This window comes from Nocardia speluncae NBRC 108251 (assembly GCF_001613245.1).
Taxonomy (GTDB): Bacteria; Actinomycetota; Actinomycetes; order Mycobacteriales; family Mycobacteriaceae; genus Nocardia; species Nocardia speluncae.
This window is the reverse complement of sequence record NZ_BDBZ01000007.1, coordinates 501,192-525,224: the sequence shown is the minus strand read 5'-3', so window position 1 is coordinate 525,224 and position 24,033 is coordinate 501,192. Positions and strand designations below refer to the sequence as shown.

The following is a 24,033-nucleotide window of genomic DNA, read 5'->3' as shown; positions in this document are numbered from 1 at the left end:
ATTGCTATGGCCGTCGCGCTGGAGGAGCGTGGGGGCATCGGTGGTGCCACCGGGGCGCTGCCCTGAGCACAGAGGGAGCGGGTCGTGTACGCACGTTCTACAACAATTCAAGCGAAGCCCTCCGCGATAGACGCCGGGATCGCGCATATGCGCGACCGGGTGATGCCGGCCCTGGAGGCCATATCCGGCTGTATCGGGATGTCGTTGCTGGTCGACCGGGCGTCAAGTCGCTGCATCGCGACGACATCGTGGGAGTCCGCGGGGGCGATGCGCGAGAGCGCCGACCAGGTGCATTCGCTCCGTGACCGCGCCGTCCAGCTGTTCGGTGCCGATTCGGCGCAGGTCGAGCAGTGGGAGGTCGGGGCCATGCACCGCGACCATCGCATACGCGAGGGCGCGTGCGCCCAGATCACTTGGGCTGAGGCTCAGGATCTGGGCCGGTTCGACGCAGCGGTCGAGACCTACAAGTCCATGGTGGCGTCGCAACTCGAACAGATGCCGGGATTCTGCAGCACGAGCCTGCTGATCGACCGAGCAACTGGACGCGGCGTCGCATGCGAGACGTTCGACAGCTCCGACGCGATCGAACGAAACCGCGAACAGCTCGAGACCCTGCGCCGCGAAGGCACCCGCCGAGCTGGTGTCGATGTGCTCGAAGTCGGCGATTTCGAGATCGCGCTCGCCCATCTGCGCGTCCCCGAGCTGGTCTGAGGACGGATGACGCCGCGCCCAACGGCTCGGTCAGAGCATAGCCACCCCGGCGAGGACGGCGGCGCTTCCCGGTACCGCGCCGCGGCAGCGGTCGATCGAGGCTGAGGGATTACAGGGTTTCAGCACCCAACAATCAGGCGGTGGTGGTAGCCGGGTCGCTGCAGGTACTGCGGGCTTCCCGATTGCGCTGGGCTTCATGCCGCCGAGTTCCGGGCAATCACCGACTGTGAACCGTCACGAGCCGGGGTCCGGCTTTGGGGTATGGACAGCAATGAATTCCCGACCGGCGGCACTTTCGCGGCGCCGTGCCACGCCGGTTGGACGTGCAGAGGAGTGCAGCATCCACCTTCGCCGCGGCCGCGCCGGCAAGTGCATGCTCGACGGGCTGTGCGAATTGCCAGGGCGGCCGGATACCCGCAGTGCGGCCGGATTCCCGCAGTCACTGCCACGGCGATCAGTCCATCCTGCTGGGTGGGGGTAGCCGATACACCCGCCGTTCTCCGTCTCCTCGCCGTATCCGGCTACCGCGGGTGGGTCTCCGTCGAAGACTTCGGCGATACCGGGTGGGGTGGTTCCGACCGGTACCCGGCGCCTGGCCGTGGCACGCAAGGCTGAGCAACTGGATGCTGGCGAGCTGGTTGCGCTGCCGCTACGGTCTCGAGCTGCGTGATCTGGCCGCCATGCGCGTCGTCCGGCGCGCAGAGCTGGCGCGGCTGGGTCCGCTGCACCCACGATCGGGCTATCCGCTGGCCCTGCTGGCCCGTGCCGCGTCGGCGGGTTGGCGGGTCGTCGAACGCGATATCACCTACCGTCCGAGAAGCCACGGTGTCTCCAAGGTCTCGGGGTCGCTGCTGGGTACCCTGCGGGCTGCCCGCGACTTCTGGAGTGTCCGATGAACCGCCGGGAGATCGTGGCGGCAACAGTGCTCGTGGTCGCGAAGGCACCGATCGCAGGATTCGCGAAGACCAGGTTGACACCGCCGCTACGACCCGTCGACGCGGCGAAGCCGGCCGCCGCCGCCTTGCTCGACACTCTCACCGCGGTGCGCGCCAGCGGCGCACGCCGCGCGGTCGTGGCCTGGACAGGCGAGCTCGCCGACGCCCAAGACTCGGCCGAAATCGAGCGATATCTGGTCGATTTCGAGATCGTTCCACAGCGTGGGCGTACGTTCGGCGAATGGCTGGCCAATGCACACGCCGATGCTGCCCGGTTCGGCCTGCCCGTACCGAACCGGTGAGCTCACCCGGGACATGCTTACCGCCCAAGGTTTCGAAATCACGCTGCTACCCGCCCTGACCGACGTCGACCAGGTAGACGATGTCGCGGCCGTCGCCGAAATGCGCGCGGCCCTCGCGGCAGCAATGACTGATCTACCCGACCGCAGCCGGATCGTACTGACACTCAGAGACGCGGAAGACTACTCCTCCGGAGAGGTCTGTGCGCTGCTCGGTATCACCGCGGTGAGCCAGCGCGTGATCCTGCATCGCGCCCGCGCTACCGTCCGGTCCCGCCTGGAAACTTACTTCACCACGACCGGGGAGGCATATGCTCGGCGCTGACTCCGACTCACCCCGGCGGCCGGACGAGTACGAGCGCGTAGTCACCACGTGAGTCCGTCCACATCCGATCTATCTCGAGACCGGCTGCGGTGAACGCGGATTCAACCTTCTCGTGCCCGAACGTCGCGACCGTCTCGATGTGGATTACGGAGCCCGCAGCCGGCTCGACCGTCGTACCGAAGCCGTCGATGGCAACCCGGTGCCCACGCCCGGCCCGCAGAATCGCCGGCTCGGGGTGCGGCGCAATGCCCGGAATCCAGCGGGTATCTCGCCTGTTCGCCGGGGCTAGAGATCATCGGGCAACAGGCGGAACGCGGCATCACCGGTAAGCGGGCTGATTGCGCGGAAATCACGTCGGTCGAGTGTCAACACCGCCACGGTCTCGTATCGTTCCGCCAAGGAAACATTGGTGGCGTCTGTGAGATCCAATCGCAAGGCCAAGTATCTGTCCTGCACCCTGCGTGCGACCCGCAACAAATCCGCCGACACCGTGGGCACTTCGATGCGTCCGGTGCGCTCCTGCGCCAACAACCAATCATTCACCGCATATGCGGCTCTACGATTGAGATTTCGGGTGGTGATGTGTTCGACTTCGAGCAACACGAGCGGAGAGACGATGGTCAGCGCCGCCTGCTGCAGCGCTGCGCGCGCACCAACGTGCTCGGGATCCGCGGAGTTGAAAGCGGCGACCAGACCCGAGGTGTCGCCGATCACGATCATCCAGCATCGGTGTCGGTGATCGCTTCTCGCACAGTGCTATCGATTTCATCCGCCGACACCGCGTGCCCGTAGTCGAGAACGGGGATATCCCACTCCTCGTCCCATCGACGAGTGCGTATCGCGGCCAGATGAAAAGCTTCGCGAAAATACTCGGACTCCGGCCGCCCTTCACGTGCTGCAGCCATCTTCACCAACTCGAGGTCGGCCTCGTCGACCATGACCGTCGTCTTTTTTAAACCCATAAGGTTATGGTACCCGCACCATAACCTTCGGGCGAGCGCCAGATATCACGACCGGCCGGCCCGGATCAGCACGGACAGCGAGAACGTCTCGTGGCCGTCAGAATGGTCACGATCGCGGAGGATCTGCGCGCCGAGTATTGAATCGGCAAGTCCGAACAGCGTCTCGCCGCCAACCGCACCGCACGCGGTGAATTGTGCACTTCGCCGACGGAACCTCTAAACTGAACCTCACTGGAGTCAATGGTTGAACCAACTCCCCATGATAGTCGCGACAGGGAGGATCGTGATGGATGCGCGGCTGAAGTTCGAACCGGCGAAGACCCGGCGCGCGTTCGATGACATCATCGAGCAGGTCCGTGATCGTCTTCAGTCGGGAGACCTGAGGCCAGGTGAGAAGTTGCCCAGCGAGCGTGAATTCGCGGAGCAGCTCGGGGTCAGCCGGAATACGGTACGCGAAGCGCTGCGAATGCTGGAAATCTCCGGGCTGGTCACCCTCAAGAAGGGCCATACGGGCGGCGCCTTCGTCGCGGATTCCACCTCGGGAGCCGTCGCACGCGGAATTCTGGACGGGATGACCCTCACCCAGTACTCGCTGTCCGATCTGACCGAGGCGCGGATCGGGGTCGAAAGCCTGATCATCCAGAAGGTCTGTGAGCGGGCCACCGAAGCCGAAATCGATGCTCTCGAGGAGGTGGTGGAGCGCACCGACGCCATCGATGCCACCACCCGCTGGCGCGACAAGATGATGGTTCACCTGGAGTTCCACCAGAAGCTCACCGATGCGGCGCACAACCCCATCCTGTCGATACTGAACCGGCCGTTGATGGAACTCACCCACGACCTGACCTTGCGGGTGGGCCCGGCCGCCGACGACTACATCATCGAGTCCCGGTATCGGCTGCTCGCGGCCCTGCGCAAACGTGATACGGGCGCGGCGACCGCCGAACTCGAATGGTATCTGTCGAAGCTGCAGAGCCGCTGGATCGAGGGCACGAACCGCACGCACTCCGCCGCAGATTCGGTGTAGTCGTGGCTCCGGCCAGGTGCCGGTCGGTATTCGAGACAACCGGCCGGCAGCCGCCCGGTACCTCCGGGTGAATCGAGCTATCCCGGATTTGCCGAAGCCCAGATCTCCCGAACGGGGGTGACGGTCCGGGGTGGGCCCGCCACAGTCCTGCGGTCGGTACGGGAGAACCGGGGAGCCGGTGCGGGCTGGGTTATTCCCTGTGATTCGACAATCGTCCCCCGGGCCACCAGATGCGGATCGCGCGCCGCTTCTTCGTACGACAGCACGGGCGTCACACACGCGTCGGTGCCGGCGAATATCTCGGTCCACTCGTGCCGTGTCCGGGTCTTGAAAACTCGGGTGAAGATCTCGCGTTGCTCCCCGTACCGGTCGCTGTCGTGCTGATCGGGTACCTCGTCGAGCCCGAGGCCGGCGACGAAGGACGAGAAGAACTGCGGTTCCAGCGCTCCCACCGCCATGTAGCCGCCGTCCAGCGTTTCGTAGACATCGTAGAAGGGGCGACCGGTATCGAGCAGGTTCGTGCCGGGGATATCGGACCATCGACCGCGGGGCCGCATCGCCCACATCCAGTGGCCGAGCATGCTCGCGCCGTCCACCATGGCCGCGTCGATGGTCTGGCCGCGACCGGAGGATTGCCGTTCGGCCAGGGCGGCGGTGATGCCGAGGGTGGCGAACATGGACCCGCCACCGTAGTCGCCGACGAGGTTCAGCGGCGGTACGGGCGCCTGCCCGTACCGGGCAATGGCGTGCAGGTGCCCGGTCAGCGCGATGTAGTTGATATCGTGGCCGGCCTGCTGCGCCCGCGGGCCGGTCTGGCCCCAGCCGGTCATTCGCGCATAGATCAGGCGCGGGTTTCGAGTACCGCAGTCGCGAGGGCCCATGCCCAGCCGTTCCAGCACACCGGGACGAAATCCCTCGAGCAGTACGTCGGCCCGGTCGATCAGTGCCATCACCTCGTCGCGATCGCGGGGGTCCTTGAGGTTCGCCTCGACGAGGACACGGCCGCGCCGGGTGTGGTCGGGGTCGGCTCCCTGCTGGGCGAGCCAGCCGGGCCGGGCCACGAGCACGACCTCCGCGCCGAGATCGGCCAGCATGGTTGCGGCGTGGGCACCGGGGCCGAGGGTGAGTAGTTCGACGACGCGGATACCGGCGAGCGGGCCCGGCGCATCGACAGGCGGAGTAGGGCTGGTCATGGAAATCCGGGCTCTTTCTACTCGACGTCCGTGCTGGTTCATGTATCGATCCACTCGACGGCTTCGCGCAAGGACGCACGCGAGGTACGGAAGCTGTTGGCGGGGTGCGATTCGTCCGCGTACCCGAAGGAGACCGCGCAGACGATGCGCCGATTCGCCGGGATCGCGATCTGTTCGCGTACGGTCGCCGACGTCATGGCGATCGCGGCCTGGGGGACCGCGGCGATGCCGAGGCTCTGAGCGGCGAGCAGCAGTGTAACGACATAGCCGCCGCAATCCACGGCACCATAGGTGCCGAGTTGCTCGCCGGTGGTGATCAGGGCGACGTGAGGAGCGCCGAAGAATCGAAAGTTCTCCAGCCGCTGTCCTTCTCGGCGCTCATGGTCCGCTCGGGAGATACCGAGACCGTTGTACAACGCGTGACCGCATTCGCGGCGCCGATCCCGATAGACCCCGGTGTACTCCCCCGGCGGCTCGAGTTCGGGCCGGCGTTCCCCGCGGCGAGCCGCGTCGTACAGCGCCGACGCCAACCGCTGGGTTGCCGCGCCGCTCAGCACGTGCACCTGCCAGGGTTGGGCGTTACACCAGGAGGGGGCACGCTGGGCGAGCAGGAGTATCCGCTCGATATCTGCGCGCGGCACCGCGGTGGGCAGGAAAGCGCGACAGCTGTGGCGGCCGGTGAGCACATCTTCCAGCGTGGCGTGTGGAACCGCAGGGTCGGCCATTCGGTGGTCCTTCGAGACGATTCGTGGTGCCGTATTCCTATGAGGCATTGGAGCGGCCGGGCAGCCACAGCGCGAGATCGGGCCAGAAGATGAGCGCCGTGAGTACGACGAGCGCGGCGGTGATGAACCAGGCCGTGCCCTTGAAGACATCGGTGAGATGAACCGTGCGGCCGAGGTTGACCTCGGGATGCTGGGTCAACCGGTGCACGATATAGCTCAGCATCCCGATGGGCGGCGTAACCAGCCCGATCTCCACCAGGATCACCATGAAGACGCCGTACCAGATCATATCGATGTCCAGTGCCGACAGCACCGGCATGAGGACCGGAACGGTCAGCAGGATCATCGCCAGACTGTCCATGAACATACCGAGGATCAGGAATACGACGATTAGGACGAACAGGAAACCGACCCGCGAAAGGCCCATCCCGGTCACTGCATCCGCCATGATGTCGGCGAGGCCCGAGAGCGCGACCACCCGGGTCAGGACGTGCACACCGATCAGCAGCAGGAAGATGGAGGCCACCCCGGCGACGGTCTCGCGCAGGCAGGCGGCCAGGGTGACGCCGAGTGTGCGGACGCTGCGGTCGCCGCCGAACAACCAGCCCAGCAGTACGGCCAGCAGCGCCCCGAAGGCGCCGGCCTCGGTCGGGGTGAACAACCCCGTGTACATGCCGCCGATGATCGCGGCGATGATGACCGCCATCGGAGCGACGCCGCGCAGCGAAGCGATCCGCGAGCGCCAGGTGACCTCGGTGGACTTCACGCGGGGCGCCAGGCCGGGATCGAGCACCGAACGGATCAGGATGAGTGCCGCGAATGCCACTGCCAGGATGAGCCCCGGCACCAGCGCGGCGAGGAGTTGCGGCCCGATCGCGGTACCGGCCGCCCCGGCGTAGATGACGAGGACGACGCTGGGTGGGATGAGCATTCCGAGAGTGCCGGCCATGGCGACCACGCCCACGGCGAGCGAGGGCTTGTAGTTCGCACGCAGCATCTCCGGGATGGTGATCCGGCCGAGGGCGTAGGAGATTGCGATGGAACTGCCGCTGGCGGCCGCGAGTCCGGCCCCGGCGAAGTTCGTCGCTATGGCCAGTCCCCCGGGTAACTTGCCCATCCACTGCTGGGCCGCGTCGAACAGTTTGGTGGTGAGGTTGAACTTCCCCAGCGCGATGCCCATGAAAATGAACAGGGGAATGACGCTCAGGCTCCAACTGGCCGCTGTCGCGAACGGCACATCTTCGAAAGTCACTGCCATGGCGTCGAATCCGGCCAGTCGCCACAGCCCCACCCCACCCGCCGCGAGGATCGCGATCCCGACAGGTACTCCGGCCAGCATGAGAAGTACGGTCATGGCGAGCACGACGAGACCCACCACCGAGTCGGCCATCGGAATCAGCCCGAGCGCCACCAGCGCTGCCACCGTGGCCGCGGCGACGACGAGGATCACGTGGTCGGCGCGTGGCCCCCGGTTCGCGGCACCCGCTGTTTCCTCGGGCGTGGTTTTCGCCGCGCGGGTTTCGGTTGTCAGGCTGTCAGCCATGATCGTTCCTCGTCGTCGAGCGGATGAACAGAGTGGCGGTCGAGACGGTCTGTTGCAATGCGAACAGTGCCCATCCGACGGCCGTGAGGATCTTCACCGGCCATACCGGCAAAGTGATGGCGCCGAGCGCCTCGAGCCGGATCTCGGTGGCATAGATCGCACCTATCACGGCGTAGTAGGTCAGCACCAGTACCACCACCAGCGTGACGATCCGGCCGGCGAGTTCGGTGGCCTGCGCGATCCGCCCGCTCAACCGGGCGACGACGATCGTCGCCCGGATGTGTTCCTCGGCGTACTCGGCATAGGCCAGTGCCAGGAAGACGATCAACGGCATGAACAGGTACGCCGTCAGCTCGAGCGTTCCCGGGATCGGCTCGTTGAATAGGTTCCGGGACACGACGTCGGCGGTGATCTGGACGGTCATCAGCAAGACGATGACTCCCGCCACGACCCCCGCAAACCGAGCCAGGCTGCGCGATAAGGCGCTCAAGGGGGACAAACTCGTGGTAGGGGCTTCCATGGCAGGCTCACTTTCCGCAACGATGCGGTTCGGGCGATGAAGATTTCGGGGGCCGGCCGGGGCAGACCGGCCACCCGGTGGTTCGGAGAACGGGAATTCTATGGACGATGGCGGTCGAAAACTTCCCGACGTACTTCGGCGGCATACTCGGTGAGATCGATATCTCCGTTGTCACCGGCGGCACCCAGATCCATTGCGGCCAGCCGATCGTGCCAGATGCGCATGGTGTTCGCGTAGTCGCGGACGATCGTTTCCGGCGATTCGACCCGGTCCGGAGCGACGGCAGGTAATTCCGCTCGCACCGCTGCCTGCTGGTCTTTCAGAACTGTCGATAGTTCGTCGGCCGGATCGTGGAAATTCAGTCCGTGTTTCGAGATGCCGGCATCGACGAGAACCTTTTCCAGGCCCAGCCCTTCGTATTCGAGGTAGCCTTGGAACCACAGGTACGCGGCATCCCAGATCACCCGCTGATCGTCGACCGGCAATGCATCCCAGACCTCTTGATTCATCACGACGTACTGGGCGTTGATACCGGTCAGCGGCAGGCGGGTGTAATGCTTGGCAACCTCCCAGAATCCGTAGGAGGTCACCGTTTTGGGAGAGGCGAGCGCACAGTCGATGACCCCGCGCTCGAGTCCCTCGTAGGTTTCGCCGATGGACAGGCCGACCGGGGTCATCCCCAGCGCCCGGACCTCGTCGTCCCACATTCCGCCACCGGAGCGGACACGTTTGCCGGCCGCATCCGCGAGGGTGGTGACCGGAGTCTTGCAGAGGATGTCGTAGTTGGTGATGGGATGCGCCGAGAAAAGCAGCTTCATTCCGCGATTCTCGAATTGCCGATTCACGTCCTCGCTGGACATCGCGAAATCGGACTGGGCAGCATTCGCTTGCATGACACCTCGGGGATAGTCGGTATCGGCCGAGTTGCCGAGACGCGAAAGCCAGTCGGTGACCGGAAATTCACTCGGGTAATAGGTGGCGGTGAACATACCGAGATCCGCGACCCCGCCGCGCACACCCGAGGCCATATCCGTACCCGACAGCAGGCTCCCGCCCCAATACGCGTCGAAGGTGATCCGGCCGGCGGTGCGGTCGGTGACCTCGGCGGCGAAGGCACGGAAACCCTCCCCCGACTGCGCACTCGTGTAGTCCGCGTATCGCAGGACCAGCGCCTCGCCGGACCGCTTCCCGACCGCGGCGCCGCAGCCCGAGACGAGCAGCAGAATCGCCGCTGCCACGGCACCCCGACGGAGGTACCTCCCGAGTCGGGCAGCGGGTATTCTTCGCCCCATTGTGATACCTCTCGTCACGGGGGCTCAGAGTCCCATTCGTTTTGCTATGACATTGCGCTGTATCTCGTTCGTGCCGCCACCGATGGGACCGACCCGGGAGTCGCGGAAGAACATTTGCATATCGTATTCCATGGAATAACCGGCGCCACCGAGAATCTGTAATCCCATATCGGCACATTTGAAGTTGTTCTCGGTGCAGACGATTTTCGCGATCGATGTCTCCTCGATCGCGTCGTGGCCCGCATCGAGGAGTTCGGCGACCCGGTAGACCGATTGCCGTGCGGTTTCGGCCATGATCCGCATATCGACCAGCTTGTGCTGAGTCACTTGGAAATTCGAAATCGGCCGGTCGAACTGGATACGGTTTTTCGCGTATTCCTGAGCGTACTCGGTGATCCGGAAACAGTGCCCGGCCGAGATCGATGCCAGCGCCAGGCGCTCGACGGCCAGGCATTTCATGAGATTCTTCCAGGTCTTGTTCTCCTCGCCGATCAGGTTCGCCGCGGGCACGAAGACCTCGTCGAGTATCACTTCGTTCGCGTGTGTGGTGCGCCGGCCGAGCATCGCGAGCGGGTTGATCCTCACGCCCGCGGCTCGGGCGTCGACGAGGAACGTACTCAGCCCCTGATGGCGGGGCGCGGACGGATCGGTCTTGGCGATGACGACGAGATAGTCGGCCAGATGACCGCAGGTGATCCACACCTTCGTCCCGGACAGCACGTATCCGTCGTCGCGGCGGACCGCTTTCGTCTTCAGACCCGCCACATCGGAGCCGGTCCCCGGTTCCGACATGGCCAGCGCGAGCTTGACCTTGCCCTCGATGATCTGCGGGATGATGCGGCTCTTCAGTTCGTCGGAGCCGAACTTGGCGACGTGGCCACCCGCGTAGATCGAGGTGGTCATCACGCCCTGGCCGATACCGGTGTAGTGGTACCCGAGGGTTTCCATGAGAACCGTCAGATCCTTGAACGATCCGTCGGCCCCGCCGTATTTCTCCTCGAACGCAATACCGAGGAATCCGGAGGCGGCGAGCGCCTGGTACGCCTCTTCCGGGAACTGCCGGTTCTCGTCGAGTTCACGAATACTGTGGAGGGGCAGAGTGCGGTGCAGAATGTCCAGCACACTGTCGCGGATCATGACTTGCTCCTCGGACAGCCCGGCGGTGTTGACGAGACCGCCGTTCTGGCGGATGACTGCGGTGGTCATGCGGTTACTCCTTGTGGTCTGTTCGGTTCAGCGAGGGTTGTTGCCGGATTCGGCGGCCGCGAGACCGGCCTTGGTGTACACCATGGTTTTCATCAGCCCGCGCTGGACGATCTGCGAGTTTTGATCGAGCAGCTCCATCCGCCGGACCACCACCCCGCGATCGGGTTTGGTCGAGCTCACCCGGCTCGATACGACGGTGGTTCGCAGGTGGACCGTGTCGCCGATGAAAACTGGTGCGAGGAATTGCCATTCGTCGACGCCGAGGGCGGCGATGGAGGTGCCGTCGAACTGCCCCATCCGAGCGCTGAGTCCCGTGCAGATGGACATGCCCAGGGTTCCGTGCGCGATGCGCCGGCCGAGCGGCGAGCGAGCGGCGTATTCGGCGTCGGTGTGCATGGGGTTCGTATCGCCGGAAACCCAGGAATACTGGACCACGTCGGTTTCGGTGACGGTGCGACCCGGGCTGACGGATACCTCACCGATAACGAATTCTTCGACACATTTGCCCATGTTCTGTTGTCCTCCTAAACGGTCACTGCTTCGGTATCGCGTACGGCGACGAGGGCGTCGGCGGCGGTAGCGCCGGAACGGCCGACGATCAAGGGGTTCACATCCACCTCGGCGAGAATGTCCGCGAGATCGCCCACCATTTCCGAGAATCGGGCGGCGGCGTCGACCAGGGCCCCCATGTCGTAGCCGGGGTCGCCCCGCACACCGGTCAGGATCTGGTGCAGCCGCAGTGATTCGATCATCCGGCGGGCATCGTCCACCGATACCGGCGCCAGCCGGGTCGAGATATCACGATGCAGCTCCACCAGGATGCCGCCGGAACCGACGGTGATCAGCGGCCCGAACTGTAGATCGATCCGGGCGCCGAGCAGGACCTCCGCCCCGCTGTCCAGCATTGTCTGCACACTGAGACCCTCGATCCGCGCGCCGGGCACGAGCAGGCTTGCGTTGTCGAGAATTTCCGCCGCTGCCTGCCGCACTTCCTCGGCGGAGGTGAGATCCAGCCGGACCGCGCCGATTTCGGTTTTGTGCTGGATATCGGGCGAGGCGACCTTGAGCACCACCGGGTAGCCGATACGGTCCGCTGCCTGCGCCGCCTCGTCCGGGGTGCGGACCGCCACATCCCGGGGGACGGCGATCCCATAGGCCGACAGGATGGCCTTCGCCTGCTGTTCGGTCAGCGCCGACGCACCGATACCACTCGCGGTGAGAATGCCACGGGCGGTTACCGCAGCGGCGGGATCCGAGACGCGCTTCGCGCGGCGGGTGCCGGCCAGGTGCCGGCGTCGCGCGTGCCAGTCCTGCCACAACCGGATCGCCCGCATACACCGTGCCGGGGAACGGAACAGTGTGACGTTCGGATCGCCGTCGAGAACGCGGCTGCCCGGACCCTCCAGCCAATCGTTCATCCACACCGCGGCGAGGGCGGTATCGGTGCGGGCCCCGGCCGCGCTGAGCAGCGGCGCGCGCACACCGGTCGTCGACTCGTGCACGAATACCAGTGGCACCACGACCACGCCGAGGCCCGGATCGGCGGCGAACGCGTCCAGGCAGCGGGAGAAGGTTGCCGCGTCCTTGAGCACTTCGGCGGTCAGATCGGCCGGGTTGCCGATCGACCCGAACACCGGTACGACCTCGGTGAGGACATCGCGGGTGCTCTTGTGCAGATCGGGTAGGTCGAGCTCGTTGTCCTCCGCTTTATCGGCGTTGATCACGCCGGCGCCCCCGGAGGTGGACATGATGCCGACCCCGGGCGTATCGGGACCCAACGGATTCTTCGCGAAGAACGCGGCGGTTTCGGTCAGCGCCTCGAGGTCGTCCAGCCAGATGGCACCGACCTGTTCGCAGGCCGCTCGGTACGCCGCGGTCGAACCGGTCAGGGTGCCGGTGTGCGACAGCGCGGCCCGGCCGCTCTTCTCGTTGTTACCCGCCTTGTAGACGATGAGCGGTTTGCCGGCGGCCTCGGCGAGTCCGGCGGCCTGTAGGAAGCGCTCGCCGCTCTCTACCCCTTCCAGCAGGCAGATGATCACCTCGGCCGTGGGTTCTTCCGCCAGATAGGCGATGTAGTCGCAGACATCGACATCGGCGGAATTCCCCGCGGCGAGGTAGTGGCTGATACCGACGCCGCGCACCACAGCCTGTAGGACGGTGTAGCCGAGTGCGCCGCTCTGGGACACGATCGCGATTCCCCCGTCCGCGCCCGCGGTGATCGCCCCCGAGTCGGTCATGAAGTTCATGGCGCCGCCGGTGGCGACGTTGACCAGGCCCACACAGTTCGGTCCCGCGACCCGCAGACCGGTGCGCCGGGAGAGTTCGGCGATGGCGTGCTGCGCGGCGATGCCGTCGTCGCGGCCGGTTTCGCTGAAGCCCGAGGCGTAGACAACGGCGCCGCGAGCACCGATCCGAGCGGCTTCCTCCAGTGTTTCCAACACCAGCTGCCGTGCCACACAGACGATTACGCAGTCGGGCACTTCGGGTAGATCACCCAGCGTAGGTACGCAGACCCGGCCTTCGACACTGTCGTAGCGGGGGTTCACTCCGTAGACGCGGCCGGTGAAGCCTCGCAGGTTCTCCATCGTGCGATGACCGAACCCACCCGGGGTCGTCGAGGCCCCGACCACCGCGATCACCGCGGGATCGATGAGTTTGTCCAGTTCATCGTGGAGAAACAGACTTCTCCCGTTCGGCTGGGTCACAGAATCCTCCTTCTGACCAAGTGGCGCATTGGTCCTTCCATTGATATGTTGTGAGTCACAAACCGATCTGTCAAGAGGCCGCATCACACCGACGGTGCTTTCAGGCCGTTGAGAAGTAGGGACTCGCCCGTGGAGAAAACCGTGACCATCATCGGGGCCGCCGCCCTGCCCGTCGGCAAGTGGCAGAGCCCGCCCGAGTCGGCTGTCCAGGTACTCGAACACGAGGTCCTGGCCCGGCTGGTATTGCAAGCCACCACGGCCGCCGGAATAGATAAAAGTGATGTGCAAGGAATGGCTTTCGCGCAGCCCCGGCCCTATACCGCGCAGAAGTACTTCGCCACCTTCATGGCGCACTACCTGCAGCTACCCTGCGCGGGCAACGTCTGCGAAGTACTGGGCAACGGGATGACCGGCGGCTTCGCCTTCGAGCACGCCGCCAACGACATCCTGCTCGGACGCTCGAAAGTCTCTCTGGCACTGGGAGTGAACTTCGAAACGGCGATTCCCGCACGCGAACACATGATGAGTTCGATGCGCGCCGTGGGCGATGTCGACTTCCAGGCCCCGTTCGGGATCACGCCGATCGCCTGGTACGCGATGGATGCCACGCGCTACATCCACGACCACGGTTCGTCGCGGGCGGAGCTGGCCACCGTCGCGGTGAAAAATCGCCGCCACGCCGAATTGAACCCGTTGGCGCAGTTCCGCACTCCGATCACCCTCGACGAGGTACTGGCCCAGCCCATGATCGTCGAACCGCTCGGACTCTACGAGGTACCACCACGCAGTGATGGCGCCGTCTGCCTCGTCCTTGCCGAAGAAGAGGTCGCCCGATCTACGGGCCGACCGTATGTGCGCGTTCGCTCGCGCGGCTTTTACCACGAGGGAGCACACCAGATCAGCGAAACACCCAACGATATGACCGCACTCGAGGCCGCCCGGGTCGCCGGCCGACAGGCCTACGACGACGCCGGGGTCACTGCGTCCGATATCGACCTGGCCGAAATCTACGCGCCGTGCACCATAGTCGAGGTGTTGGCGGCGGAGGCCCTCGGCCTGATGCCCCGGGGGATGGGCGCGAAATACGCCGCCGAGGGTCGCACCGGCCTCGGCGGCGATATTCCGATCTGCACCTCGGGCGGTCTCACTTCACGCGGGCACCCCGCCTACATCACCCCGCTCTACAGCTTCGTCGAAGCATTCGAGCAACTGTGCGGAGCAGCCGGCGCACGCCAGGTCCACGACGTGGAACTCGCGCTCACCAGCGCCGAACTCGGCAATTACAACGCGGCGCTGGTTCATGTTCTGGAAGGCGTGCACTGATGATCCCGATAGTCGATATCCCCGCTCGCCATCCCTACCCCCCGCGCATCACCGAGGCCACCGAGCCGTTCTGGACCGCGCTCCGCGAAGGGCGGTTGATCACGACCGCGAGTATTGCCACCGGCCGGCCCACCTTTCCACCGAAACCGATCGACCCACACACCTGGGATCGCCAGGTCACCTGGATCGACCTGTCCGGCCTGGGCACCCTCTACTCGTTCACCACGATCCACGCCGCGCCCACCGCGTTCGTCGACGAGGTCCCCTACCGCGTGTGCGTCGTCGACCTCGACGAAGGGCTGCGACTGGCTACCCGCCTGTGGGGCGACACCGAGGTCCGGCCCGACGATCGAGTCGAAATCGTCGCCCTCCGTTACACCGACCGGATGTCCTTCGGCGCACGCCCCGTCGGCACCGGCGACAGGCCCACACCAGCCCGGTAACCGCAGGCCCGGACCGGCCCGGAATCCCATCCACTCCGAGTACTCCCTCATCCGGCAACGCCACACGAACCACGGCGGCGCCCGGACAACGCTCAGCGGAAAGGAAACGAAGTATGAGCCCGAAAACCGTCAAATGCGATCTGTTGATCGCCGGATCCGGCGCGGCCGGGATGGCCGCGGCGCTCAAGGCGGCGAGCGAAGGCCACAGCGTGATCGTCGCCGAGAAATCGCAGTGGCTCGGCGGCACCACCGCGATCTCCGGTGGCTGGGCATGGGTTCCCGGCAACAAACAGGGTGTTGCCGAAGGTGACACCCGAGAAGAGATCGAGACCTACATCAGGGCGCTCGCCGAGGACTGCTTCAAGGCCGAAATGGTGGAGACCTTTCTCGACGAAGTACCGGAAGCCATCGACTGGCTGGAGCGGGAAACCGATGTCGAATTCGTCTACCCCGAAATGGCACCCGACTATCAGATGGATGTCCCCGGCGCCAAAGCCTCCGGCCGGGCGATCTCCGGCAAGATGGCGGACGCGCGCATGCTCGGCACGAACCGACTGCGCCTGCGCCCCTACCTCGACACCTATACTGTGTTCGGCTACATGCCCGAGGTCGGTCCCGATATCGGGGAATTCCTGCACGCGAACCAATCCTGGAAGTCGTTCGTCTATGTGACGAAGAAGCTGCTGAAGACATGGGCCGAGACTGCGGTATTCCGACGCTCCTTCGATCGCACCAACGGCAACTCGCTCATGGTGCGGATGGTCTCGTCGGCCGCGAAGCTCGGCATTCGGATGTGGACCGGGACCCCCGTGACGAAGATCGTCCGCAACGAGCACGGCAGCGTGACCGGAGCCGTACTCGGCGGCGCGCAGGCATGCACCGTGGAGGCGCGGCTCGGCGTGGTGATCGCCGCGGGTGGATACTCGGCGGACGCCGCACTGCGCGGCCAGCACTGGCGGCACGACCCACAGGGCCACAACCACTTCACGCCGACGGTGGGTCACGACGGAGACAATGTCCGGCTCGCCGCGCCGCTCGGTGGGCACGTCGATACCGCAGTGCACGAACCCGCCGCCTGGGCACCGGTCACCGTATTCACGGGACTGCGCGGGCAGCAGCGCATCTTCCCGCACCTGCGCGCCTTCGGATTGCCGGGTCTGATAGCGGTGAACCGCCGCGGCGAGCGTTTCGCCAACGAATCGAGCTCGTACCACGATTTCGGGGTGGCGATGATCCGGGACAATACCGGCGCCGACGATACGGTCGGCTATATCATCGCCGACTCGAAAGCGATGCGGAAGTACGGTATCGGCTATGCCAAGCCGTGGCCGATCCCGCAGGGTTATTTCAAGAAGACCGGATTCCTGCACCGCGCGGACACGGTCGAGGAACTCGCGGACAAGATCGGCGTCGACGCGCGGGGCCTGAAGAAGACGCTCGCGGAGTTCAACAGCGGCGCAGCACGAGGCGAGGACCCGAAATTCAACCGGGGCTCCAACTGGTTCCATCACTTCAAGGGCGATATGGCCCATACCCCGAACCCCAACCTCGAACCGATCGACAAGGGACCCTATTACGCGGCGCGGATCCAGATGGGCGACCTCGGCGCCTACTCGGGTCTCGCCGTCGACCCACACAGCCGGGTACTCGATCAGGACGACCGGCCCATCCCCGGACTGTTCGCAGCCGGTTCGGCGGCGGTGAGCATATTCGGTGGCGGTTACCCCGGATACGGCGCGAACATCGGGCCCGCCCTCGTCTTCGGCTACACCATCGGCCGCGACGCCGCCGGCCTCGCCCGGCAGTCCCACGGTCCCGCGGCCACCGAGACCTCGAAGGGTGCGTGACGTGGCGTTCTTCCTGGTCCGGTATCGCTATACCGACGACCACGCGGGCCGCGACGCGCGACGCCCCGAGCACAAGGATTACCTCGCCGCGGCAGCGGACCGGGGGCTGATCCTCGGGTCCGGGCCCTTCGCCGCTGGTGAGAACGCCGGCGCGGCGATGATCTATTCGGCCCACCGGAAGGACGACATCGTCGCTGTCGTCGAAGAAGACCCGTTCTACCGGCACGGATACATCGCCTCGTATGAGATCACGGAGTGGATCCCGATGATCGGGCCGTGGGCGGTCGACGCCCGGGCGCGCCACCCGTAACGGAATCGGGCGAATTCCACCCCGGCCGGGGCCGGGCAGCGTCGTCCACGTACTCGAGCACACCGATGCGGTGTATCCGGCGGTTTGCCCACAGACGCCTTCCGCCGGGCGATACCGAGCGATGGAGGGAAAGGTATGGCTACCGAATCGCTGTCCAGCGAAGTGGAAGTCGCCGGTGGACGGGCCGCTGTCGTCCGGACCCCGTGGGGCAAACACGCACTGGCGAGCGTGCTGTTCTTCCTGCTGGGTTCGGAAATGTTCGTCCTGTCCCCGCTGCTCCCCGTGCTGGCGAACGAGTTCGGCATTTCCACTGCCCGCGCGGCCATGTCGGTCTCCGCCTTCGCGCTGACTTACGCCACCGTCAGTCCGCTGGTAGCGGCCCTGGCCGACAGGTGGACCCGCAGGACGACGATCGTGGCCGGAGCCTGCGTATTCGTCGCCGGCGAAACGCTCAGCGCGCTGGCGCCGTCGTACGAGTTCCTCATCGCGGGACGAGTACTCGCCGGTGCCGGCGCCGCGCTGATGGGTCCCGCGGTGTGGTCCTATGTCACGGAGACCGCCGCCGCGACACAACGCGGTCGCGCGGTATCGCGCGTCTCCGCGTTCTTCGCGGCGGGCCAGATCCTGGGTGTCCCCGCCGGTGCGGTCGTCGCCGATACCGTGAGCTGGCGGTGGGTATTCGCCGCCATCGCGATCGCCGCGGCCGTCGCTACCGTACTGGTGGGCCTCGCGCTGACCGGCGAGACCCGGGTTCCGCCACGAAACCGCAGTCCACGGCGGGTGCTGGCGGCATCGGCCGGGCTGTGGCGTAACCACGACTTCACCCTGGTGGTGTCCGCGAACTTCTTCGCCCAGGCCGCCCGGTACGCGACCTACACTTTTGCCGGTGCCCTGCTCCTGCACCGGTTCGGTTTCGACACCTCCCGGCTCGGCCTCGTCGGCGCGGCGGTCGGATTCGGGTCGATGATCGGCGCGCTGGTGGCCGGGTACCTCGTCGATCTCTTCCACCGAAGGGATCACGACCAGTTCATCCTGAACATCGGCTACGGGTCGCTGATGATCGTGGGGTTGTACGCCGCAACAAGCTCGACTATCGCCTGGGTCTGTGTCGCGGGGTGGGTCGTCACCTTCGCGGCCGGCGCGGCGTATGTCGGCACCGGCCAGGAATACCTCACCGCGACAATGGGCGATCTCCGCGCCCCTGCGGTCTCCTGGAACAACTCCGCGCTCTACGCCGGCACCGCGGCCGGCACTGCACTGCTCGGAACCACCGCGCCGGGATCTACCCAGTTCACCGTCCTCGCAGTCTCTTTCGCCGCCACCGCCGTGCTCTCGAGCGCCTTGGTCACACTCCACCACCGAACCGGACGCCGTGTGGATGGACCTTGTGTCTAGGCCGCCTGCACGGCACCGATGATCGACGCCGAAACCACGCCCACCGGCCGGTTGCGCGCCTACATCCGCTCGAACCTGGAATACGTGCGCGCCGCCCCGGTGCGGATGACCGCGGTCGTGGAGATCGTCACCAGCGGCGGCTTGGCCGAATCCGACCAGCAGATGCTGCTGCCACTGGGACTCGCACCGCAGATGTTCGGCCGTCTGCTGGTGGGGCTGGTGGTCGTCGCCGCGGCGATCATCCCGATCCTGCTGGTGGCCGGACTGTTCACCGCCGCCTCGGCGCCGGGCGCCTTCGGTAGTTCCTTCCGATGAGAAGTCGGTTCCGGATACCTATGCTTTTCTGAATTGTTCGGCAGTGCAGGGAAAGAGAGAAATACGGTGTCTGTCCCCAAGAGAACCGCCCGACGGCTATTGATAGCGGGCGCGGTGATATCCGGTTCCGCGGTCGTGGCGGTATCGACGACCGTCGGCGCGGGGGCCGCTCGGGCACTGCCGCCCGGTGACGCGTTCTGCTCAGCGGTTCCGGTCGGCAGTCGGCTCGATATCGAATGCACGAATACCGATGTGGGCGCGGCCACCGCCGGAGTCTTGGGACTGTGCACCAACCTGCGCATCCTGCATCGGCCGGCAGAACGGATGCGCCCCGAATCGACCATCCGATGGAGCGAGGACTGCGGTCCCGGCGCCCACCCGATCCTGTGGTCGCCGAACGCCCGAACCGACTATGATCGCTTACGCGACAACGAGCGCACCCGCGACAACGATTTCTGATATGTCTGCTGCCGGAACATCGTTCCGGCACAGGCGAATCGACGGTTTCGGCGATATGTGATGTCCGAGGCGGCGCGCCGACCCGGCCGCTCCTCACCACTTACACCCAACTGCGCCTTGCTCGTGAACTCACCGTCGATATCCGAAGGCCCTGGGAGAAACCTTCAGTGCCCCAACGGCTTACACCCGCACGTATCCGTCGAGGGTTTCGGCGCCTCCACCGGAAAGTGGCATGTCCGGCCGGCGCCACCGTGTGGTCACGGCCTAATCGGCCGGCCCTGAGGAATTCCTTTCACGTGCCCAGCGCAAGGATGGCCCTCGAGCTCGCCACGGTGACCTCGGGCATCCAGTCGGGCACCGAGTTCCGCAGGTACGGCCGCACCAGCCCGTAGGGCCCTTCGGCCGCTGCGACGCGCACGAGGGACCGGTGGCGATCGGTCGGCTGCGGATAACGCATTTCGGTCAGCTCTGCGAGACGGCGATGGATCCCTTCGTTCACCTTCTCGACCTCCTCCCGACAGGACTCGGGCGCCGTCTGCACCAGCCGTGACTGCCGGTACAGCGTCATCGCGACAGCCTCCTGCGGATGGTCTCGGGTGAACGTGACCACACACTCGGCCATGCCGAGGAGCGCACGTTCCGGGTCTTCATGATCTCCGGCGGCGAGGTAATCGACGTGAAAGCGCCGGATGCTCCGGAGCCACAGACGGACGAGTAGTTCCTCGCGCGACCGGAACCGATGATAGATCGACCCAGTGGGAGCCTCCAGCCGGTGAGCGATGTCTACGATCCGCACGTCCGCGCCGCGCAGGAGCACTTCTTGGGCGCAGGCGTCGAGGATTCCGTCGGAGGTGAACTTGGCAGGAGGCACAACACCAGGCTACAGCGTTGACGAATTCCCATTCTAGAATCTAGGGTCTAGAACGATGATGCTAATCAGCTTCGCGTCTCGCTTCCTCCTCTCCTTCAGGGGCCCGACTCGGACCGCGACCGGAAGGACTCACCCATGGCACTGACGCCTATCGACAACGCCCCCCAACGCATCGCTGCGCCCACCAAGATCGTGGCAACCGTAGGCGCGCTGGTCGCGGTGTGGTGCGCAATATTCGCAGCGATCAGCTTCTGGTTCGAGTTCACCGAAAAGTTCGCTACCGGTCCGCATGCAGCGAACGCGGACGCGATCTCGGTGATGAACTGGTATGTCGCCGCCCTGAAGCTTCTCGGCGTAGCCGTGGCGGTGCTCGCCGTTACCCAGCCGCCGAAGTTCCTCCAGCCGAAAGTCGTGGGCACCATACTGTGGGCCGCCTTCTCGACGGTGGTCATCTACGTGGTGGGGAGTCTCACCCAGGCGGCAGTCATGCTGACCGGGGTGGCGGGCGATGCAGAACACCTCGATCTCGCATCGGGAGGCTATGTGTTCGCCTTTCTTCTCGCGTCTGCGGGATTCGGAATCCTCGCGCTCTCCTACGCCAGACGCGCCGGCCTGGGGAAACGCGAAGTCCTGCTGGGTATATGCGGGGGGCCGCTGGTACTGGGCAGCACCCTTTTCATCCTTCCTGCACTGCTCAGAGTGGCCGGTATGCTTTCCGGCTGACGCGGCACTTCCATCTGATGCACCGCCCCAGCGCAATTTCTCGCTGACGGGAAGACGACACAGCGGCACAATCGATCCGCGAGCAGAAGCGTAGGGGGCGCGGAACTCGAGCAGACGAGCGAGCTCCTCTAGGCCGCAACGTCTTTGCTTGCACGGGCGAATCACCCGCCACGGAAGCGAGCTGCCGGTTCATCGCCGAAGTCCTGGCGCGCGGTTGCGTGAGAAATCCGATCGGTGGACGGCGCTTCGTTCGCCCACTCCCCGACATGGCCGACTGCTGTTCAACGGTATTGTCACCGCACCCCGGCGGACCCAACCTCTCGACCTCGAAGAGTTTGCATACCCCCTAGGGTATTTGCATACCCCCCGGGGTATATGTCATCCTGGGTGCGCACGCGGCAACCATTTGGAGGAACCCGCCATGATTCTCGAGCAGTACTACATCGAGTGCCTTTCGCATGCCTCGTACCTGATCGGCGACGAGAGCACCGGACGCGCCGTCGTGGTCGACCCACGCCGCGACGTGACCGAATACCTCACCGATGCGCGCCGGCACGGCTTGACTATCGAAGCGGTCGTCAACACCCACTTCCATGCGGACTTCGTCTCAGGGCACCTGGAACTTCTGGAAGCGACCGGAGCGTGGATCGGCTTCGGAGAAGCCGCGCGAACCGACTATCCGATTCGCCGTCTCCGGCACGGTGACCATCTCGACCTCGGCGAAGTGGACATCGAGATCTTGTCCACCCCCGGTCACACCTGGGAATCGATCGGCCTCTTGATACGAGAACACGCCGGGGAGATGCCGTCGGCCGTGCTGACCGGCGATTCCCTGTTCATCGGTGACGTCGGCCGCCCCGACCTGGTCAATTTGGGTGACGGCACGAACACCGACCTGGCCCGGGCGATGTACCACACCATCCACGAGACGCTGCTGGTCCTTCCCGATTCGGTCACAGTCCTCCCCGCGCACGGCGCGGGCTCCTCCTGCGGAAAAAACCTGTCCAGCGAACTGTCCTCCACCATCGGTGAACAGCGCCGTAGCAACTATGCGGTACAGCCGATGAGCGAGGACGAGTTCGTTGCCCTGATCACCGACGGCCAGCCGACGGTACCGGCGTATTTCGCGGTGGATGCGGCCTTGAACAAAGCCAACCGGCCCCTCTTCGACGCGCAACGCCGGGTACCCGCGATGTCGGCCGCGCAGCTACGGTCCGAACTCGATTCCGGAACGCATGTCCTCGATGCCCGCACCCCCGATGACTTCGCAAAGAGGCACCTCGAGGGCGCGGTCAACGTCGGATTCGACGGCCGGTTCGCCGAAACGGGCGGTATGGTCGCCGAGATCGGTGACCGGACCGTCCTGATCACTTATCCCGAAGAGGAACAGACGGCGGCCATGCGGCTCGCGCGGATCGGCTCCGATCACACTGTGGGATACTTCAACGTCGGCGCAGACGGCGCGTTCCCGGACGAACTGACCGATCTGGTGCGGTCGACGCCACGGACCTCGGTCGCCGAACTCGAACACCTGCTCACTACGGACGCTGTCACCGTTGTCGATATCCGTAACCCGAGCGAGCGCGAGTTCGGGGTGATCCCGGGCGCAGTATCGATTCCGCTGGCGCAGCTGCGCACCCGTGTGGGCGAGCTACCCGACGACCGCCCGCTGGTGATGCACTGTGCCGGCGGATGGCGATCGAGCGTGGCGGCGTCGCTGCTGCGTGCGCACGGCATCCGACAAGTCAGCGACCTGGCCGGCGGATACGACGAATGGGCCGCGCGATCAGCTGACGCGGCACGAATCTGACCCCTCTCGATACCGACCCCCACAAGGAGACAACCGTGTGTTACCAGACGACCTGCTCGAGCTGCCGCAGGACGACCTGGGGCGGGTGCGGGCAGCACGCCGACAGCGTGATGAAGTCCGTACCTGCCGCCCAAAGGTGCACTTGCACCGGCGACCGCCGCCCGGCGAGGAAAGGATTCCTCTCCTCGTTTTTCGGCCGCTGACTTGCCAACGGAGTCGTAGCACATGACATCGGCGATCGCTCTGGCGCTGGGCGCGATCATCGGAGTACTGCTCGGCCTGCTCGGCGGTGGCGGATCAATTCTGGCCGTGCCGGCCCTCGTCTACGGGATCGGGCTCGATATCGAGCAGGCGATACCGGTTTCGCTGATCGTGGTCGGTACAGCGGCCGCGGTCGGAGCGCTGCCGAGGGTCCGGGCCCGGCACGTCGAGTGGCGGCTCGCCGCGGTCTTCGCCGCCGCCGGAATACCTGCCACGTTCGCCGGGAGCGCCCTCGGCCGGCTGCTACCGCAACCATTGCTTCTGATCGGCTTCGCCGCGGTCATGGTGTTCGCCGCGGTGCGCATGCTGCGCGGTACCGAAGGGAGCGGGATCGCTTGCAAGCGCACGGACACCGGGATCGACTGGCGGCGCTGCGCTTCGCGGTCGATACCGGTAGGGATCGGCGTGGGATTGCTCACCGGGATGTTCGGTGTCGGCGGCGGATTCCTCATCGTTCCCGCCCTGGTACTGATGCTCGGCGTGCAGATGCCTCTCGCGGTGGGCACCTCACTTCTCATCATCGTCGCGAATTCGGCGGCAGGTCTCGTCGCGCATCTCGGTGCCGGCGGAATCGACTGGGCCGTCACCGGCCTTTTCGCCGGGGCCGCCCTCGCCGGATCGCTGATCGCCGGGCATTTCGGCACCAAGACGAACACCGAACGGTTGCAGCGATGGTTCGCTTATCTGGTGTTCGCCGTGGCCGCGTATGTACTGGTCGACACGATATTCCTGACCTGATGTCAATGGCGGTAGGACCTCTCCGTAGGCGGCCCGTTGTTTCCCCGCTGGTGGCCGGCCGGGTTTCCCAACGGCGGTGCAGTCACTACCCCCGT

The 24,033-nt window shown here is 65.5% G+C and carries 28 protein-coding genes; 16 read left to right on the top strand and 12 right to left on the bottom strand.

The window, feature by feature from the left end; translation table 11 throughout:
* Positions 1–84 precede the first annotated feature (84 nt).
* From NS6_RS11850 to NS6_RS11835, 4 genes are all read left to right on the top strand, one after another.
* Entirely contained in the window at positions 85–711 is a 627-nt protein-coding gene (locus NS6_RS11850) for an antibiotic biosynthesis monooxygenase (RefSeq protein WP_068040505.1), read from the top strand.
* A 623-nt stretch (positions 712–1,334) separates the two neighbouring features.
* Entirely contained in the window at positions 1,335–1,607 is a 273-nt protein-coding gene (locus NS6_RS11845) for a hypothetical protein (protein ID WP_174552583.1), read from the top strand.
* Positions 1,604–1,948, top strand: coding sequence for a hypothetical protein (locus NS6_RS11840; RefSeq protein ID WP_068040504.1), 345 nt, complete (start codon positions 1,604–1,606; stop codon positions 1,946–1,948). Before NS6_RS11845 ends, NS6_RS11840 begins: the two co-directional genes overlap by 4 nt.
* On the top strand, positions 1,911–2,270 hold the full coding sequence (locus NS6_RS11835) for an RNA polymerase sigma factor (RefSeq protein ID WP_068040502.1): 360 nt from the start codon (positions 1,911–1,913) through the stop codon (positions 2,268–2,270). Before NS6_RS11840 ends, NS6_RS11835 begins: the two co-directional genes overlap by 38 nt.
* Before the next feature lie 7 nt (positions 2,271–2,277).
* Here the strand turns inward: NS6_RS11835 and NS6_RS36450 are convergent, their stop codons facing one another.
* The 3 genes from NS6_RS36450 to NS6_RS11825 all read right to left on the bottom strand — a co-directional run bounded on the left by NS6_RS36450 (position 2,278) and on the right by NS6_RS11825 (position 3,232).
* Entirely contained in the window at positions 2,278–2,490 is a 213-nt protein-coding gene (locus tag NS6_RS36450) for an L-histidine N(alpha)-methyltransferase (protein WP_210746846.1), read from the bottom strand.
* A 65-nt stretch (positions 2,491–2,555) separates the two neighbouring features.
* Positions 2,556–2,990 carry a type II toxin-antitoxin system VapC family toxin gene (locus NS6_RS11830; protein ID WP_068040499.1) on the bottom strand — a complete coding sequence of 145 codons (435 nt, stop codon included), beginning with the start codon at positions 2,988–2,990 and terminating at the stop codon, positions 2,556–2,558.
* A complete protein-coding gene (locus tag NS6_RS11825; RefSeq protein WP_068040497.1) occupies positions 2,987–3,232 on the bottom strand; it encodes a CopG family transcriptional regulator in 246 nt (81 codons plus the stop codon). Before NS6_RS11825 ends, NS6_RS11830 begins: the two co-directional genes overlap by 4 nt.
* A 286-nt stretch (positions 3,233–3,518) precedes the next feature.
* Between NS6_RS11825 and NS6_RS11820 the strand changes: the two genes are divergently transcribed.
* A complete protein-coding gene (locus tag NS6_RS11820) occupies positions 3,519–4,259 on the top strand; it encodes a FadR/GntR family transcriptional regulator (RefSeq protein WP_068040496.1) in 741 nt (246 codons plus the stop codon).
* Between the two features lie 77 nt (positions 4,260–4,336).
* Here NS6_RS11820 and NS6_RS11815 read toward each other — a convergent pair whose 3' ends face one another.
* The 8 genes from NS6_RS11815 to NS6_RS11780 all read right to left on the bottom strand — a co-directional run bounded on the left by NS6_RS11815 (position 4,337) and on the right by NS6_RS11780 (position 13,443).
* Positions 4,337–5,452, bottom strand: a complete 1,116-nt coding sequence (locus NS6_RS11815) for a CaiB/BaiF CoA transferase family protein (RefSeq protein ID WP_068040495.1) — start codon at positions 5,450–5,452, stop codon at positions 4,337–4,339.
* Between the two features lie 38 nt (positions 5,453–5,490).
* Positions 5,491–6,177 carry a nitroreductase gene (locus tag NS6_RS11810; protein WP_068040493.1) on the bottom strand — a complete coding sequence of 229 codons (687 nt, stop codon included), beginning with the start codon at positions 6,175–6,177 and terminating at the stop codon, positions 5,491–5,493.
* Positions 6,178–6,214: 37 nt separating this feature from the next.
* A complete protein-coding gene (locus NS6_RS11805) occupies positions 6,215–7,720 on the bottom strand; it encodes a TRAP transporter large permease (protein ID WP_210746797.1) in 1,506 nt (501 codons plus the stop codon).
* Entirely contained in the window at positions 7,713–8,210 is a 498-nt protein-coding gene (locus NS6_RS11800; protein ID WP_245669261.1) for a TRAP transporter small permease subunit, read from the bottom strand. The genes NS6_RS11805 and NS6_RS11800 overlap by 8 nt, the downstream gene beginning before the upstream one ends.
* A 128-nt stretch (positions 8,211–8,338) precedes the next feature.
* The gene (locus tag NS6_RS11795; protein ID WP_068040489.1) at positions 8,339–9,478 is read right to left on the bottom strand and encodes a C4-dicarboxylate TRAP transporter substrate-binding protein; all 1,140 of its coding nucleotides are present in this window, start codon (positions 9,476–9,478) and stop codon (positions 8,339–8,341) included.
* 78 nt (positions 9,479–9,556) lie between these two features.
* Positions 9,557–10,738: an acyl-CoA dehydrogenase family protein gene (locus NS6_RS11790; protein WP_068040487.1), complete on the bottom strand. Its 1,182-nt coding sequence runs from the start codon at positions 10,736–10,738 to the stop codon at positions 9,557–9,559.
* 27 nt (positions 10,739–10,765) lie between these two features.
* A complete protein-coding gene (locus NS6_RS11785; protein ID WP_068040485.1) occupies positions 10,766–11,248 on the bottom strand; it encodes a MaoC/PaaZ C-terminal domain-containing protein in 483 nt (160 codons plus the stop codon).
* Positions 11,249–11,262: 14 nt separating this feature from the next.
* Positions 11,263–13,443, bottom strand: coding sequence for an acetate--CoA ligase family protein (locus NS6_RS11780; protein ID WP_068040484.1), 2,181 nt, complete (start codon positions 13,441–13,443; stop codon positions 11,263–11,265).
* A gap of 141 nt (positions 13,444–13,584) precedes the next feature.
* Here NS6_RS11780 and NS6_RS11775 point away from each other — a divergent pair, with 141 nt between their 5' ends.
* The 7 genes from NS6_RS11775 to NS6_RS11745 all read left to right on the top strand — a co-directional run bounded on the left by NS6_RS11775 (position 13,585) and on the right by NS6_RS11745 (position 19,535).
* Positions 13,585–14,766: a thiolase family protein gene (locus NS6_RS11775; protein ID WP_084470974.1), complete on the top strand. Its 1,182-nt coding sequence runs from the start codon at positions 13,585–13,587 to the stop codon at positions 14,764–14,766.
* Positions 14,766–15,209: a Zn-ribbon domain-containing OB-fold protein gene (locus NS6_RS11770; protein ID WP_068040480.1), complete on the top strand. Its 444-nt coding sequence runs from the start codon at positions 14,766–14,768 to the stop codon at positions 15,207–15,209. The genes NS6_RS11775 and NS6_RS11770 overlap by 1 nt, the downstream gene beginning before the upstream one ends.
* Positions 15,210–15,322: 113 nt before the next feature.
* Entirely contained in the window at positions 15,323–17,056 is a 1,734-nt protein-coding gene (gene chcC2 / locus NS6_RS11765) for a 4-oxocyclohex-2-ene-1-carboxylate 5-dehydrogenase (RefSeq protein WP_068040478.1), read from the top strand.
* Positions 17,049–17,366, top strand: coding sequence for a YciI family protein (locus NS6_RS11760; protein WP_245669260.1), 318 nt, complete (start codon positions 17,049–17,051; stop codon positions 17,364–17,366). Before chcC2 ends, NS6_RS11760 begins: the two co-directional genes overlap by 8 nt.
* A 135-nt stretch (positions 17,367–17,501) precedes the next feature.
* Complete coding sequence (locus NS6_RS11755) at positions 17,502–18,761, top strand: MFS transporter (protein ID WP_068040474.1); 1,260 nt, start codon at positions 17,502–17,504, stop codon at positions 18,759–18,761.
* Positions 18,762–18,779: 18 nt separating this feature from the next.
* Positions 18,780–19,076 carry a hypothetical protein gene (locus NS6_RS11750; protein WP_068040471.1) on the top strand — a complete coding sequence of 99 codons (297 nt, stop codon included), beginning with the start codon at positions 18,780–18,782 and terminating at the stop codon, positions 19,074–19,076.
* Positions 19,077–19,142: 66 nt separating this feature from the next.
* On the top strand, positions 19,143–19,535 hold the full coding sequence (locus NS6_RS11745; protein WP_157112704.1) for a hypothetical protein: 393 nt from the start codon (positions 19,143–19,145) through the stop codon (positions 19,533–19,535).
* 292 nt (positions 19,536–19,827) lie between these two features.
* Here NS6_RS11745 and NS6_RS11740 read toward each other — a convergent pair whose 3' ends face one another.
* A complete protein-coding gene (locus NS6_RS11740; protein WP_068040468.1) occupies positions 19,828–20,406 on the bottom strand; it encodes a TetR/AcrR family transcriptional regulator in 579 nt (192 codons plus the stop codon).
* 135 nt (positions 20,407–20,541) lie between these two features.
* Between NS6_RS11740 and NS6_RS11735 the strand changes: the two genes are divergently transcribed.
* The 4 genes from NS6_RS11735 (at position 20,542) to NS6_RS11725 (ending at position 23,938) form a co-directional block, all read left to right on the top strand.
* Entirely contained in the window at positions 20,542–21,129 is a 588-nt protein-coding gene (locus tag NS6_RS11735; RefSeq protein ID WP_068040466.1) for a hypothetical protein, read from the top strand.
* 421 nt (positions 21,130–21,550) lie between these two features.
* Positions 21,551–22,939, top strand: a complete 1,389-nt coding sequence (locus NS6_RS11730) for an MBL fold metallo-hydrolase (RefSeq protein ID WP_068040464.1) — start codon at positions 21,551–21,553, stop codon at positions 22,937–22,939.
* Between the two features lie 35 nt (positions 22,940–22,974).
* Complete coding sequence (locus NS6_RS36555) at positions 22,975–23,142, top strand: DUF8730 family Cys-rich protein (protein ID WP_503826298.1); 168 nt, start codon at positions 22,975–22,977, stop codon at positions 23,140–23,142.
* A gap of 22 nt (positions 23,143–23,164) precedes the next feature.
* Entirely contained in the window at positions 23,165–23,938 is a 774-nt protein-coding gene (locus NS6_RS11725) for a sulfite exporter TauE/SafE family protein (RefSeq protein WP_068040462.1), read from the top strand.
* The last annotated feature ends 95 nt before the right edge of the window (positions 23,939–24,033 follow it).

Excerpts from the sequence above, each read along its gene's own strand:
- NS6_RS11845 (WP_174552583.1), top strand. The coding sequence starts at position 1,335 with ATGCTGGCGAGCTGGTTGCGCTGCCGCTACGGTCTCGAGCTGCGTGAT.
- NS6_RS11840 (WP_068040504.1), top strand. The coding sequence starts at position 1,604 with ATGAACCGCCGGGAGATCGTGGCGGCAACAGTGCTCGTGGTCGCGAAG.
- NS6_RS11835 (WP_068040502.1), top strand. The coding sequence starts at position 1,911 with ATGCTGCCCGGTTCGGCCTGCCCGTACCGAACCGGTGAGCTCACCCGG.
- NS6_RS11830 (WP_068040499.1), bottom strand. The coding sequence starts at position 2,990 with ATGATCGTGATCGGCGACACCTCGGGTCTGGTCGCCGCTTTCAACTCC.
- NS6_RS11825 (WP_068040497.1), bottom strand. The coding sequence starts at position 3,232 with ATGGGTTTAAAAAAGACGACGGTCATGGTCGACGAGGCCGACCTCGAG.
- NS6_RS11820 (WP_068040496.1), top strand. The coding sequence starts at position 3,519 with ATGGATGCGCGGCTGAAGTTCGAACCGGCGAAGACCCGGCGCGCGTTC.
- NS6_RS11815 (WP_068040495.1), bottom strand. The coding sequence starts at position 5,452 with ATGACCAGCCCTACTCCGCCTGTCGATGCGCCGGGCCCGCTCGCCGGT.
- NS6_RS11810 (WP_068040493.1), bottom strand. The coding sequence starts at position 6,177 with ATGGCCGACCCTGCGGTTCCACACGCCACGCTGGAAGATGTGCTCACC.
- NS6_RS11805 (WP_210746797.1), bottom strand. The coding sequence starts at position 7,720 with ATGGCTGACAGCCTGACAACCGAAACCCGCGCGGCGAAAACCACGCCC.
- NS6_RS11790 (WP_068040487.1), bottom strand. The coding sequence starts at position 10,738 with ATGACCACCGCAGTCATCCGCCAGAACGGCGGTCTCGTCAACACCGCC.
- NS6_RS11785 (WP_068040485.1), bottom strand. The coding sequence starts at position 11,248 with ATGGGCAAATGTGTCGAAGAATTCGTTATCGGTGAGGTATCCGTCAGC.
- NS6_RS11770 (WP_068040480.1), top strand. The coding sequence starts at position 14,766 with ATGATCCCGATAGTCGATATCCCCGCTCGCCATCCCTACCCCCCGCGC.
- chcC2 (WP_068040478.1), top strand. The coding sequence starts at position 15,323 with ATGAGCCCGAAAACCGTCAAATGCGATCTGTTGATCGCCGGATCCGGC.
- NS6_RS11755 (WP_068040474.1), top strand. The coding sequence starts at position 17,502 with ATGGCTACCGAATCGCTGTCCAGCGAAGTGGAAGTCGCCGGTGGACGG.
- NS6_RS11750 (WP_068040471.1), top strand. The coding sequence starts at position 18,780 with ATGATCGACGCCGAAACCACGCCCACCGGCCGGTTGCGCGCCTACATC.
- NS6_RS11735 (WP_068040466.1), top strand. The coding sequence starts at position 20,542 with ATGGCACTGACGCCTATCGACAACGCCCCCCAACGCATCGCTGCGCCC.
- NS6_RS11730 (WP_068040464.1), top strand. The coding sequence starts at position 21,551 with ATGATTCTCGAGCAGTACTACATCGAGTGCCTTTCGCATGCCTCGTAC.
- NS6_RS11725 (WP_068040462.1), top strand. The coding sequence starts at position 23,165 with ATGACATCGGCGATCGCTCTGGCGCTGGGCGCGATCATCGGAGTACTG.